Origin of the sequence: Bradyrhizobium sp. 61, assembly GCF_023073075.1 — a bacterium.
Lineage (GTDB): Bacteria > Pseudomonadota > Alphaproteobacteria > Rhizobiales > Xanthobacteraceae > Bradyrhizobium > Bradyrhizobium barranii.
On the sequence record NZ_JADPIU010000044.1, the window covers coordinates 40,595 to 54,152 of the forward strand.

The following is a 13,558-nucleotide window of genomic DNA, read 5'->3' on the forward strand; positions in this document are numbered from 1 at the left end:
TTGGAGTAGAAGCGGTGGGCACGGCGCTACGCGCCTTTGCCCACCCTACGAGACCGTTACCGCGGCGCGCGCTTCGCCAGAATCCGCTGCAACGTACGACGGTGCATATTCAGCCTGCGCGCCGTCTCCGAGACGTTGCGGTTGCACATCTCGTAGATGCGCTGGATGTGCTCCCAGCGGACGCGGTCGGCGGACATCGGGTTGGTCGGCAACTCGGATTTCTCCGAGCTGGTCGAGAGCAGCGCGGCGACGACGTCGTCGGCATCCGCGGGCTTCGACAGATAATCGATCGCACCCATCTTCACGGCGGTCACGGCGGTGGCGATGTTGCCATAGCCGGTCAGCACGATCGCGCGGGCTTCGGGGCGCTTCTTCTTCAGCGCGGAGACGACGTCGAGACCATTGCCGTCGCCGAGCCGCAGATCCACGACGGCGAATGCGGGCGCGGCCTTGCCGATCTGCGCGAGGCCATCCGAGACGGTGTCACACGACGTCACCGCAAAGCCACGGGTCTCCATCGCGCGCGACAACCGCTCCAGGAACGGCTTGTCGTCCTCCACGATGAGAAGCGAGCGGTCGGTCTGTTCGTTCAGTTCGGCGATGGCGTTCAAGGTGTTGTCCTCTCTCTGCACATCCACATATGGCGTCGCAATCAGGCGGTGCCAAGGCCGCAAATAGTCGATCGGCCCTGCTGTGCGACGCAAGGTCGCGGCCTATCCTATTGTTTCTTCGAGCGTCTCGATAGTCTCAAAACGCTCTCTCGGCCAATTGATGTGAACCACAGCACCGTGTTCCGGAAAGGTCCGGTTGGTAAACGAGACCTTGGCCCCGGTGCGTTCCAGCAAGGTGCGCGCGATGAACACGCCAAGCCCGAGCCCACGCCGCTCGCCGCCGCCGTCATCCAGATTGCGCCGCCGCGACAAATAGGGCTCGCCGATCCGGTTAAGGATATCAGGCGGAATGCCCGGGCCGTCGTCGGAGATCACGAGCTCGATCGTGTCCTTGTTCCACCATGCATTCACCTCGACGGTGGTGCGGGCGAAGTCGACCGCGTTCTCGACGATGTTGCCGACCCCGTAGAGGATCGCGGGGTTGCGCGAGCCGATCGGCTCGGCGAAGGCCGCCACCGCGATCCGCACCTTGATGTCGACGCCGAAATCGCGGTGCGGGGCCACCACCTCCTCGATCAGCTCCGACATTTTCATGCGGTCGAACGGTGCGCCTTCCGAGGAAAGCTGGGTGATCTTGCTCAAGATGTCGCGGCAGCGCTGGGTCTGCTCGCGCAGGGTCTTCAGATCGGCGGCGAAACTCGGGTCCTTCACCGTCTTTTCCAGTTCGCGCGAGATCAAGAAGATGGTCGCGAGCGGCGTGCCGAGCTCGTGCGCGGCTGCGGCAGCCAGGCCGTCGAGCTGGGTCAGATGCTGCTCGCGTGTCAGCACCAGCTCGGTCGCAGCCAGCGCGTCGGCGAGCTTGCGCGCCTCCTCCGTCACCTGGAACGAGTAGAGACTGGTGACGCCGATCGCGAGCACGATCGAGAGCCAGATGCCGATGAGATAAATCGGCGGCAGCACCAGCGGATCGTCGGAATCCCAGGGCAGCGGCAGATGGAAGAAGAACAGGACCGAAGCACAGGCCACCGCGAGCAGGCCGAGGCCGAAGGTGAGGCGGGCCGGCAGCGCCGTGGCCGAGATCAGCACCGGCGCGAGGAACAGGAACGAGAACGGGTTCTGCAGTCCGCCGGTGAAGAACAGCAGCCCCGCCAGCTCCACGATGTTCAGCGCCAGCAGTCCGGCCGCCTGCATCGGCTCTAGCCGTTGCAGCGGATTGGACACGGTCTGTAGCGCCAGGTTGAGCGCCGCCGACAGCGCGATGATGCTGACGCAGGGGACGATCTCGACGTTGAACTCCAGCCCCTGCGCCACGATGAAGATCGCCGCGAGCTGGCCGAGCACCGCCAGCCAGCGCAGCCGCAGGATCGTGTCCAGGCGGATATGCCGCTGTGCGTGGCGGAAGTCGGTATCGGCAGTCTCAGTCATCTCGGCCAATGTGGCGGTGCCTTCTCGGTCACAAACGCGGGGCTCGCGGAACCACCCGGATTACAAGCCTTGCGCTATCCGCTGCAATAGCAGAAGAACGGCTAGCATGACCGGGAACGACAAAGCTTCAAGTCCGCCGACTGTCGCGGAGCGCGGCTCCTCTGCGGCCATTGCGGTCGATCACCTCGTCAAGGTCTACAAGCAGACCCGCGCCGTCGATGATATCTCCTTTTCGCTGCCGCGTGGCAGCATCACCGGGCTTCTGGGCGGCAACGGCGCCGGCAAGACCACGACCATCGCGATGATCATGGGCCTGGTGCTGCCGACCTCCGGCCGCGTGCAGGTGCTCGGGCATCGGATGCCGGAGGAGAGCGCGGCGGTACTGGGGCGGATGAATTTCGAGAGCCCCTATGTCGACATGCCGATGCGGCTCACGGTGCGGCAGAACCTCACCGTGTTCGGCAAGCTCTACGCAGTGAAGAACGTCTCCGATCGCATCGCCAGGCTGGCCGACGAGCTTGATCTCACCGAATTCATCGACCGCGCCAACGGCAAGCTCTCCGCCGGGCAGAAGACCCGCGTCGCGCTGGCGAAGGCGCTGATCAACCAGCCCGCGCTTTTGTTGCTGGACGAGCCCACCGCCTCGCTCGACCCGGATACGGCCGACTGGGTGCGGGCGCATATGGAGCGCTATCGCAAGGAGAACAACGCGACCATCCTTCTGGCTTCGCACAACATGCTCGAGGTCGAGCGTCTGTGCGACCGCGTCATCATCATGAAGCGCGGCCGCATCGAGGACGACGACACGCCGGAGGCCATCATGGCGCGCTACAACCGCACCACGCTGGAGGAGGTGTTCCTGGACGTCGCGCGCGGGCGGGTGAACGGTGCGAAGGAGGCGGCGCGATGACCGAGCTCTCCCTCCACCGCGGCATTTCCATCCATCGCATCGGCGCGATGATCCTGCGCTACTGGTATCTGTTGATGTCGTCCTGGCCGCGGCTGCTCGAGCTGCTTTATTGGCCCGCGCTCCAGGTCATCACCTGGGGCTTTCTCCAGCTCTACATCGCCGAGAACGCCAATTTCTTCGCGCGCGCCGGCGGCACGCTGATCGGCGCCGTCATCCTCTGGGACATCCTGTTCCGCGGCCAGCTCGGCTTCTCGATCTCGTTCCTGGAGGAGATGTGGGCGCGCAACATCGGCAACCTCATGATGAGCCCCTTGAAGCCGATCGAGTTTCTGCTGTCGCTGATGATCATGAGCATGATCCGGCTCGCGATCGGCGTCATCCCGATGACGCTGCTCGCGCTGTTCCTGTTTCACTTCAACGTCTATGCCCTCGGTCTGCCGCTGATCGCGTTCTTCTGCAATCTGATCTTCACCAGCTGGGCGGTCGGCATCTTCGTCTCGGGGCTGGTCTTACGAAACGGCCTTGGCGCCGAGAGCATCGTCTGGACCCTGATGTTCGCGATCATGCCGCTCGCCTGCGTCTACTATCCCGTCAGCGTGCTGCCGGCATGGCTGCAGTACGTCGCCTGGTCGCTGCCGCCGACCTATGTGTTCGAGGGAATGCGGGCGCTCCTGATCGAACAGACCCTCCGGATCGATCTGATGTTGCGTGCGTTGGCCATCAATGCGGTGCTGCTGGTTGCATCTTTTGGGGCATTCCTTGCCCTTTTGCGGAGCGCCAAGAAGCACGGCTCGCTGCTCTCGAGCGGTGAATAATCTCACTTTCCCGTGGATTCAGGCTGATTTAGCCGTTCCGGCTCCGTAGATGTACGGAACCATGCATTGACGCAATATTACGCATTCGGCAGTATGTTGCGATGCGAAGAGGATTTTAACGATGCCTATTGGTGAGTTCGGCGGCGCGCCGCCCCTGGCGGCCGAAGGCAGTCCGGTCCTGACGACGCCGATGTACTGGATGTACGAGATGGGGCAGGCCTCTCTCAATCCGGCGCGTGCGGTCACCGATGCGACCAAGCTCCTGTTTCAGAATCCCCTCAATCCGTGGGCGCGCACCGAGGTCGGCAAGTCCGTCGCCGCGGCCTGTGAATTGTTCGAACGCACCACGCGCCGTTACGGCAAGCCGGAATGGGGCCTCAACGACACCGAGGTCAACGGCATCCGCGTTCCCGTCGAGGTCCGCTCGGTCTGGGAAAAGCCGTTCTGCAAGCTGCTCTACTTCGATCGCAAGTTCGCCCGTCCCTTGCGCAGCCCGCAGCCGCGCGTGCTGATCGTGGCGCCGATGTCCGGCCACTACGCGACGCTGCTGCGCGGCACGGTCGAGGCGTTCCTTCCGGCGCATGAGGTCTACATCACCGATTGGGCCGACGCCCGCATGGTGCCCCTGAGCGAAGGTCGCTTCGATCTCGACGACTACATCGACTACGTCATCGAGATGCTGCACGTCCTTGGCGGCAACACCCATGTCATGGCGGTGTGCCAGCCCTCCGTTCCCGTCGTTGCCGCCGTCTCGATCATGGAAGCGCGGCGCGACCCCTTCGTGCCGACCTCGATGACGCTGATGGGCGGCCCGATCGACACCCGCCGCAATCCGACCGGGGTGAACAAGCTCGCCCAGGAGCGCGGCATCGACTGGTTCCGCAACACCGTCATCACCAAGGTGCCGTTCCCGCATCCGGGCATGATGCGCGACGTCTATCCGGGCTTCCTGCAGCTCAACGGGTTCATCAGCATGAACCTCGACCGGCACATGGACGCCCACAAGCGCCTGTTCGCCAATCTGGTGAAGGGCGACGGCGACCTCGTCGACAAGCATCGCGACTTCTACGACGAATATCTCGCGGTGATGGATCTCTCCGCCGAGTATTATCTGCAGACGGTCGACACCGTGTTCGTGAAGCACTCGCTGCCGAAGGGCGAGATGACCCATCGCGGAACACGCGTCGACCCCTCGAAGGTCACGCGGGTGGCGCTGATGACGGTCGAAGGCGAGAACGACGACATCTCCGGGCTCGGTCAGACCGAAGCAACGCACACATTGTGCAGCTCGATCCCCGATCATCGCCGCGTTCATTACGTCCAGAAGGGCGTCGGGCATTACGGCGTGTTCAACGGCTCGCGATTCAAGTCGGAAATCGTGCCGCGCATCCATGACTTCATGGTCTCGGCTGCGAATCCGAGCTCGTTGCAGGCTCTTGCGGCCGAATAAACGCGTTTTTCGGCTTTCCCGCTGAAAATCGGCGCCCCGTCGGAGGTTCCGGCAGGGGCTGGTTCCCTCCAGATTCGCGGTATTTAGGTAGCCTTATAGGAGTGAGTCCCACCTCAGCCCTTGGGGGTGCCGCATGCGTCCAGCGGGGGCGAAAAAACCGGGTTCCAACCCCAGTCTGTAGGGTCTCCCGGACGCTAGACCGCTGTATATTGGGCAAATGATTTGTTTTTGCGCCGAGCGCTTTCCCTGGCGGCGGTTATGGCAGAATCCGGGCGCCCTCCTGCCCCCCGGACTGACAGACATGGCCACTCGCGCACTCCTCTATCGACGGCCCCACGAGCCGAAGACCCTGGTCATCACCCATGGATCGCAGTTTTTTGCGATTCGATTGCGCCGGCACCGCCGTGCGCGCCGCTACACGCTCAGAATTCATCCGAGCGATCGCGAAGCCATCCTCACCATCCCGCCGCGCGGCACGCTGGCCGAAGCCAAGGACTTCGCGCAGCGTCACGGCGCGTGGATCGCTGCACGTCTCGGCCGTTTGCCGAAGGCTGCGCCGTTCCAACCCGGCACAGTGATACCGCTACGCGGCACGCCCCATCGTATCGTTCATCGTGCCGGCACGCGCGGCACGGTATGGACGGAAGTGCGCGACAGCGGTGAACGCATTCTCTGCGTCGCCGGCGGGGTCGAGCATGTCGACCGCCGCGTCAGCGACTTCCTCAAGCGCGAGGCGCGCCACGATCTCCAGCGCTCGGCGGAGGCCTATGCCGTCGAGCTCGGCGTCAGGGTCAAGCGCCTCTCGATCCGCGATCAGTCGAGCCGTTGGGGCTCCTGCACCTCGGCCGGCTCGCTGTCGTTCTCCTGGCGCCTGATCCTCGCGCCGCCCTACGTGCTCGACTACCTCGCCGCGCACGAGGTCGCCCATCTCGTCGAGATGAACCACTCAGCGCGGTTCTGGCGCGTCTGCGGAAAGGCCTGCCCGTCGATGGAGCGCGCCAAGAAGTGGCTCGATACGCACGGCAACGACCTGCACCGCTATGGGGTCGAGGATTGATCCTCGTCGCAGACTAGGCCTCGCTGCTAGCCCAACACTCACTGTCGTCGCCCGGCTTGACCGGACGACCCAGTATTCCAGAGGCGGTTATTGTTAAGCCGAGAAGCCGCAGCGTACTGGATTCCCCGCTTTCGCGGAGAATGACAGCGGAGGACGGGGCGACATCAGTGCGTCTCGTGCCACGCTTTCCGATTTCCCCGAACGACTGACCCATCGGACTATCTAAGGCGAGCAGCTCTCGTCGCGCGACATCGCGGACGCTGAACGCCGGCGATAGCTGCTCGTTGTTCGGCGTCAGCCGGGATGATCTTGCTTGATGTGCTTTGACTCGTCGCCCGGATGCCGCGCGTCCTCAGACCATCTCTCAGGTCAGGCGCTGATATCTGCGCTTGTCCCCGGCTGCGCGCGCGAGGCGAGATAGGACGATTGCAGTTGCACGGCGGCCTTCGGGCCCTCGGCCAGCATCGCCTGGAAGGCCGCGTCGAGTTGATCGCGACTATAGGTCGCAGAATGGCTCTGACGCGGTGTCCATTGCGATTGCTTGATCGCGGTGGATGCTTTTTCGACGGTACCGCCAAGCAGCTTGGCGTAATTGTCGGCTCGCCATTGCGCCAGATCAGGTCCACTCAGACCGGGAGGATCCTCGAGCTTGCCGATCTTTGCGGCCGCCGCGTTGGTCATCGTCGAGGACCCGCCATTGTACAGTGTGGCCACCACTTTGCCGTCAACCTTCACCTGGGCATAGGTGTTCTCAGGCGCATCGTCCGAGACGGCCGGTTGAGTCGCGTTCGCGCCGTGGGTCATCAGCCAATTCGTTGCCATCAGGTCGCGCAGGACCGGGTTATCAGCCACCGAGATCGGCTTGGCGCCTTGCAGCGGCTTGAGTTGCGATACGCTGATTCCGGGGCTGCTGGTCGCAGCGTCAGTTGCAGTCGACGCCTCCGGCTGGAGATCTGATGTCGTTGTCGCGTTGGAACCGGACGTTGATGCAGGACGCAGATAGGGCAACGCCGCGCTGGATGGACCTGTAATCATGGAACGCTCCTTCCCACTAAACCCGAGTCTTTTGGACTCAACCTAAGAGAGCAATTCCTGGGCCGATGTCGGAGCCTTGAAGAGACTGGTGTTTTGGCGTTCAGGGATATTTCGGCATCGGTAAATCTTGCCGTCTTGGGCAGGACTTGTTGGGCAGGACTTGTTGGGCAGGACTTGCCGAAGCCGTGGCGCGATGTCAGCCGGAGCAAACGCTGCTGGCCGTATCCATCACTGTCATCGCCCGCGAAGGCGGGCGATCCAGCACGTCGCGGCAGCTGCTTTGAATCTCGACGCCTCGGCGTACTGGATTCCCCGCTGGAGCCTGTCATCGGGCTCGCCGAAGGCGAGACCCGGTGGCGGGGAATGACAGTTGTGAGTAGGGCGACGTCAGCGCGCTTTGCGCGATCCCCGCCATAGTTCGCGACGATTGCGCGGCACGCTCGATTTGTCCCGCCGGATCAAACGTTTCCTACAACCCACCGCGCGGCGCGCCTGATACCACCGGCTACTGTGCATGGGGTTGTTTTCGCGTTTTTCGTTTTGAGGCCCTGGGGACCTCAGCTCAAAGCTACCGATTTCCGCCGAACAGCCGGTCCATCAGCCAGCCGTCGAGGCCTGCTGCGGCTTCCGGCCGCACATTGGCGCGCGTCGGAGGCGGGCGATAGCCGCCACTGCTCGCCGGTGCCGGCCCCGGCGCTGTCGTCGCCGTCGGCGGCGACACCTGCGATGCCGCCTGCGCGAGGTTCGAGAGGCCCCAGCTCGCTTGCGAGTTCGGCAAGGCGGCCACCGGCACGCCCTCGTGCGCCGTGCGCATGAAGCGGGACCAGACTTCGACGGGCAGGCCGCCGCCGGTCGCCTTCTTGGTCGGCGAGTTGTCGTCATTGCCGAGCCAGACGCCGGTGACGAGGTTGGCGGTGTAGCCGATGAACCAGGCGTCGCGGTAATCCTGGCTCGTACCGGTCTTGCCGGCCGCCGGCCAGCCGGGGATCTCCGCCTTCTTGGCGGTGCCTGATATCAGCGTCTCCCGCATCATCGTGTTCATCATGCCGACATAGCGCGGGTCGATCACCTGGTTGCGCTCTTCCGCTTGCCGCATGTAGAGCAGCTTGCCACTGAGCGTCCTGATCCGCGTGACGACGTGCGGCGCCACCGCGAAGCCGCCATTGGCGAAGGGGGCATAGGCGCCGACCAGCTCGACGACCGAGACTTCGGAGGTGCCGAGCGCGATCGAGGCATTGGGCTCGAGTTTCGAGGAGATGCCGAGCCGGTGCGCGGTGCGCACCACGTTCTTCGGCCCGACCTCGAGACCGAGGCGGATGGCGACGGTGTTGAGCGACATCGCCAGCGCCTGCGTCAGCGTCACCGCGCCGAAATATTCGTGGGTGTAGTTCTCGGGTTTCCAGCCCTTGACCTCGATCGGGGCGTCCTGGCGCACCGTGTCCGGCGTCAGCCCCTGCTCGAGCGCGGTCAGGTACACGAACGGCTTGAACGAGGAGCCCGGCTGGCGCTTCGCAGTGACTGCGCGGTTGTACTGGCTGTCGGAATAGTTCCGCCCGCCGACCATGGCGCGTACCGCTCCGTCGGGCGTCATCGCCACCAGCGCGCCCTGGCTGACATTGAACTTGACGCTCTTGGCCGCGAGCTCGTCGATGATGGCGGCTTCCGCCACGCTCTGCAGCTTCGGATCGATCGTGGTCTCGACCTTGATGCTCTCGTCGATCTGGCCGACCAGATCGTCCAGCACCTCGCCGATCCAGTCGGCGACGTAGTTGAGCGTGCCGGCTCCGGCCGGCTTCACGTTGTAGGAGGGGTGGCCGATCGAGGCCTGCGCCTGTGCTTCGGTGATGAATTTTGCATCCGCCATCGCCGCGAGCACGATCTGCGCGCGCGCTTCCGCGCCTTCCGGATTGCGGTTCGGCGCCAGCCGCGACGGCGACTTGACGAGGCCCGCCAGCATCGCGGCTTCGGCGACGGTGACGTCCTTCGCCGACTTGCCGAAATATTTCTGCGCCGCGGCCTCGACGCCATAGGCGCCCGAGCCGAAATAGACGCGGTTGAGATAGAGCTCCAGGATCTCGTTCTTGGAATGCTTGCGCTCCAGCCAGATCGCGAGCTCCGCCTCCTGCAGCTTGCGCGCCATGGTCCGCTCCTGGGTCAGGAACAGGTTTTTCGCGAGCTGCTGCGTCAAGGTCGAGCCGCCCTGCGAGACGCCGCGATGGAGTACGTTGGTGACGAGGGCGCGCAGGATGCCAATCGGGTCGATGCCGAAATGCGAGTAGAAGCGGCGATCCTCGATGGCGATGAAGGCCTTCGGCAGATAGGGCGGCAGGTCCTTCAGCGAGACGTTGGCGCCGGCCATCTCGCCGCGCTGCGCCAGCATGCTGCCGTCGATGCCGACGATCTGGATCGTCGGCGGCCGCTTGGGAATCTCCAGCGACTGGATCGGCGGCAGATGGGCGCCGACATAGATCACGACGCCGATCACCGCGATCATGCCCCACAGGCTGAGCACCGCACCCCAATAGACGAGGCGGCCGAGGCTGAAGCCTCCGCCCGATTTCGACCGGCGCTTGGCGCCGCTGCGGCCGGCTTGTGCCTTCCGCTCGCGCGGCGGCTCGTCGCCGGCATCCTCGCTCTTGCGCTTGGCGGATGATTTCGTTGATTTCTTCGGCTTGTCCTCGCCGCCGGGGACGCGGTCGGCCGCGGTCAGGCGCAGATCGGCGAGCGCAGCAGGCAAGCCGAACAACGGCTCCTTCCGCCCACCCTTCTTCTTTCCCCACGCCATACGCAAAACGCCCGGTCAGTCCGCCCCGTCGCACGCTACCGGTCGCTGTTTAAGGCCCGGTTACCCAGAGCTTAACGCGCGATTAGGAGGTGCGGCATTCGCCTGCCGCAGTTCCGCTCGCCCGGCGGCAGAGCTAGGATCGCCCGCATAAAACAAGAGGGAACCGGCATGGGCCATATCGATCCGAGCAAGGAGATTTTTGCGCAGTTCCGGGACAACGACCGTCCCGGCCCGATCCACATGCTGAACCTCGTGCGCTTGCGCGAAGAGGCGGCCTATCCCGACGGCCGCAAGGCGAGCGGCGCGGAAGCCTATGCGGCCTACGGCCGCGAGAGCGGCCCGGTGTTCGAGCGCCTCGGCGGCCGCATCGTCTGGCAGGGCAAATTCGAGCTGATGCTGATCGGCCCGCAAGAGGAGCGCTGGGACCATTGCTTCATCGCCGAATATCCAAGCGTCGCCGCCTTCGTCGAGATGATCCGCGATCCCGTCTATCGCGAAGCGGTGAAGCATCGCCAGGCCGCGGTGGAGGATTCACGGCTGATCCGGCACGCGGTGCTGCCGGTGGGGAAGAATTTTGGGGAGATACCGGAGTAGATGTCTCTGCGCGCATCTCCCTCCGCCGTCATGGCCGGGCTTGACCCGGCCATCCACGCCCTTGCCTTGCCGCTCCAAGAACGTGGATGCCCGGGACAAGCCCGGGCATGACGTCGTTGAGGCAGTTGTTTCCGAGAACTAATCGATCGGGCCGGCATCCTCCAGGATCGGGCCGAACAGCTCCCAGCGCTCGCCGTTGAACTTCATCATCTGAAGCTGCTTGTTGACGCGGTAGTCGGTCGCCGAGGTGTTGGCCTTGATACCGGGCAGCGCGATATCGCTGGTGACGTCCTTCAGCGACGCCGCCTGCTTCATGACGTTCTCGCGCGTCAGGTTGTCGCCGCATTGCTTCAACACATGGACCAGGAGCTGGGCTGTGCCATAACCATAGGTGTTGAAGTTCGAGTCCTTGTCGCCGTCAGGATAGTACTTCGCCATGAAGTCAAAATACTTCTTCAGGCCGGCGTCGTCCTTCCAGGTTGGATCGAGCGGTTCTTTACCGTAGTTGACGCTGATCAGGCCCTTGGCCGCATCAAGGCCTGCCGGCTTCAGCACCGCGCCGACCGAGGTGGCGTTGATGTCGACGATCTGGATCGGATGCCAGCCCATTTCGGCGATCTTCTTGATCGCCTGTGCGGCCTGCTTCGGCGTGGTGGCGCTGAAGAACAAATCGGCGCCGGCGTCCTTGATCTTGAGGATCTGCGAATCGACGGTCGGATCGGAGACCTCGTAGGACGCTTCGGTCACGATCATCTTGGCGGCTTTGTCGCCGAGGCCGGCCTTGATGCCGTTCAGATAGTCCTTGCCGAGGTCGTCGTTCTGATAAAGCACGCCGATCTTGGCGGCCGGATGCTGCTTCAGAATGTACTGGCCGTAGATTCGGCCTTCGACGAAGTAGTTGGGATTGTAGCCCATGGTCCACGGAAAGTTCTTCGGATCGGTGAACCTTGAGGCGCCGGTCGCCGCGAACAGCTGCGGCACCTTCTTGGAATTGAGATATTTCTGCACGGCCGCGTTCACCGGCGTGCCGATGATCTGGAAGGTCAGCAGCACCTCGTCGCTCTCGACGAGCTTGCGGATCTGCTCCACGGCCTTCGGCGGCGAATAGGCGTCGTCATACTGGATCAGATTGATCTTGCGACCATTGATGCCGCCCTGGTCGTTGATCATCTTGAAATAGGCGGCCTGGGTCTTGCCGATCGACGAATAGGCCGACGCAGGTCCCGAGAACGGCATGGTCTGTCCGACCTTGATCTCGGTGTCGCTGGCGCCCGGATCATATTTTTTCTGGGCACTGGCCGTGGTGACCGACAGCGCCAGGGTCAGCGCCGTTGCCGCGGCCAGATGCAGCATTCCATTCCTCATTCGCAATTTCCTCAGTTTGTTATTGCCGATGATCTGCCCGGATGCTCTTGCGCACAGGACGTCACCGCTGAGTGCGATTGTGGATGAGGCGTTGCTGCAACGCAAGGTGGGTGGAGACGCGCAGTTCGTAGGGTGGGTCAGCCTTGCGGCTGCGCGAAGCGCAGTCCGCCAGGCGTAACCCACCACTTCTGTTGCCGCGGATGTCGAAGAGGTGGATTACGCCGAGCAGATGCGCTTTGCGCATCTGCAGGGCTAATCCGCCCTACGCAGTGACTAACCCGCCGGGCCGTTGTCCTCGATGATCGGGCCGAACAGCTCCCAACGCTCGCCGTTGAACTTCATCATCTGCATCTGCTTGTTGACGCGATAATCGTTCGGTCCGGTGTTGATCTTGATGCCGGGCAGCGCGAAGCTCGGGGTGAAGTCCTTGATGTTGGCGACCTGCTTCATCACGTTCTCACGCGACAGGTCGTCGCCGCACTGTTTCAGCACCTGCGTCAGCAACTCGGCGACCGAATAAGCATAGGTGTTGACCGTGTTGAGCTTGTCGCCTTCGGGGAAATACTTGTCCATGAAGGCGAAGAACGCCTTCACGCCCGGATCGTCCTTCCACTGCGGATCACTCGGCTCCTTGCCGTATTGGGTCGAGATGATGCCCTTGGAGATGTCGAGGCCGGCCGGCTTCAGCGTCGCCGAGATCGGGCTCGCATTGATGTCGAGGATGTGCACCGGCGTCCAGCCGAGCTCGGCCACCTTCTTGATGGCCTGCGCCGCGAACTTCGGCGTCGAGGCATCGTAGAAAAGATCGGCGCCCAGCGACTTCAGCTTGACCACCTGTGAGTCCACCGTCGGGTCGGTGACCTCGTAGGACACCTCGCCGACGATCATCTTGGCTGCCTTGTCGCCGAGGCCGCTCTTGAGGCCGGCGAGATAGTCGCGGCCCATGTCGTCGTTCTGGTAGAGCACGCCGATCTTGGCATTGGGGTGATTGGCGAGAATGTACTTGGCGTAGATGCGTCCCTCGGACACGTAGTTGGGATTGTAGGCGATGGTCCAGGGATAGTTCTGCGGGTCGTTGAAGCGTGCGGCGCCGGTAGAGGCCAGCAGCTGCGGGATCTTCTTGCCGTTGAGATATTTTTGCACGGCGGCGTTCGCGGCCGTGCCGATGATCTGGAACGTGAACAGCACCTCGTCGCCTTCGACGAGCTTGCGCACCTGCTCGACCGTCTTCGGCGGCGAATAGGCATCGTCATACTGGATCAGATTGATCTTGCGGCCGTTGATGCCGCCCTGATCGTTGATCATCTTGAAGTAGGCGGCCTGGGTCTTGCCGATATTGGCGTAGACGGAATAGGCGCCGGAGAACGGCACGGTCTGGCCGATCTTGATCTCGGTGTCGCTCGCGCCGGTGTCATATTTCTTCTGGGCGAGGGCTTGGCTGGCGGAGAACGCGAAGGCGAGCGCCGCCGTGGCAGCTATGAAGGCTCTGCGATTGCTCATGTTGGGTTGTT

The 13,558-nt window shown here is 63.4% G+C and carries 11 protein-coding genes; 5 read left to right on the plus strand and 6 right to left on the minus strand.

The window, feature by feature from the left end; all coding sequences use genetic code 11:
- Nucleotides 1-56 precede the first annotated feature (56 nt).
- Together IVB46_RS12785 and IVB46_RS12790 are read right to left on the minus strand one after the other, a co-directional pair.
- Nucleotides 57-611 carry an ActR/PrrA/RegA family redox response regulator transcription factor gene (locus tag IVB46_RS12785; protein WP_014491094.1) on the minus strand — a complete coding sequence of 185 codons (555 nt, stop codon included), beginning with the start codon at nt 609-611 and terminating at the stop codon, nt 57-59.
- 102 nt (nt 612-713) lie between these two features.
- Nucleotides 714-2,036, minus strand: coding sequence for an ActS/PrrB/RegB family redox-sensitive histidine kinase (locus tag IVB46_RS12790; RefSeq protein WP_028149359.1), 1,323 nt, complete (start codon nt 2,034-2,036; stop codon nt 714-716).
- Nucleotides 2,037-2,142: 106 nt separating this feature from the next.
- Here IVB46_RS12790 and IVB46_RS12795 point away from each other — a divergent pair, with 106 nt between their 5' ends.
- The 4 genes from IVB46_RS12795 (at nt 2,143) to IVB46_RS12810 (ending at nt 6,268) form a co-directional block, all read left to right on the plus strand.
- Nucleotides 2,143-2,946, plus strand: coding sequence for an ABC transporter ATP-binding protein (locus tag IVB46_RS12795; protein ID WP_247313076.1), 804 nt, complete (start codon nt 2,143-2,145; stop codon nt 2,944-2,946).
- On the plus strand, nt 2,943-3,761 hold the full coding sequence (locus IVB46_RS12800; RefSeq protein WP_063980053.1) for an ABC transporter permease: 819 nt from the start codon (nt 2,943-2,945) through the stop codon (nt 3,759-3,761). The genes IVB46_RS12795 and IVB46_RS12800 overlap by 4 nt, the downstream gene beginning before the upstream one ends.
- Before the next feature lie 121 nt (nt 3,762-3,882).
- Entirely contained in the window at nt 3,883-5,211 is a 1,329-nt protein-coding gene (phaZ, locus tag IVB46_RS12805; RefSeq protein ID WP_071909004.1) for a polyhydroxyalkanoate depolymerase, read from the plus strand.
- 217 nt (nt 5,212-5,428) lie between these two features.
- Nucleotides 5,429-6,268, plus strand: a complete 840-nt coding sequence (locus IVB46_RS12810) for a SprT family zinc-dependent metalloprotease (protein ID WP_247313073.1) — start codon at nt 5,429-5,431, stop codon at nt 6,266-6,268.
- A 369-nt stretch (nt 6,269-6,637) separates the two neighbouring features.
- Here IVB46_RS12810 and IVB46_RS12815 read toward each other — a convergent pair whose 3' ends face one another.
- Nucleotides 6,638-7,303: a hypothetical protein gene (locus IVB46_RS12815; RefSeq protein ID WP_247313071.1), complete on the minus strand. Its 666-nt coding sequence runs from the start codon at nt 7,301-7,303 to the stop codon at nt 6,638-6,640.
- 568 nt (nt 7,304-7,871) lie between these two features.
- Nucleotides 7,872-10,088 carry a penicillin-binding protein 1A gene (locus tag IVB46_RS12820; protein WP_247313068.1) on the minus strand — a complete coding sequence of 739 codons (2,217 nt, stop codon included), beginning with the start codon at nt 10,086-10,088 and terminating at the stop codon, nt 7,872-7,874.
- 168 nt (nt 10,089-10,256) lie between these two features.
- Between IVB46_RS12820 and IVB46_RS12825 the strand changes: the two genes are divergently transcribed.
- Nucleotides 10,257-10,682 (plus strand): DUF1330 domain-containing protein, encoded by a 426-nt coding sequence (locus tag IVB46_RS12825; RefSeq protein WP_028149366.1) that lies wholly within the window; start codon nt 10,257-10,259, stop codon nt 10,680-10,682.
- Nucleotides 10,683-10,820: 138 nt separating this feature from the next.
- Here IVB46_RS12825 and IVB46_RS12830 read toward each other — a convergent pair whose 3' ends face one another.
- Nucleotides 10,821-12,047, minus strand: coding sequence for an ABC transporter substrate-binding protein (locus IVB46_RS12830; protein WP_247313065.1), 1,227 nt, complete (start codon nt 12,045-12,047; stop codon nt 10,821-10,823).
- Between the two features lie 273 nt (nt 12,048-12,320).
- Nucleotides 12,321-13,547: an ABC transporter substrate-binding protein gene (locus IVB46_RS12835; RefSeq protein WP_028155312.1), complete on the minus strand. Its 1,227-nt coding sequence runs from the start codon at nt 13,545-13,547 to the stop codon at nt 12,321-12,323.
- Nucleotides 13,548-13,558 lie beyond the last annotated feature (11 nt).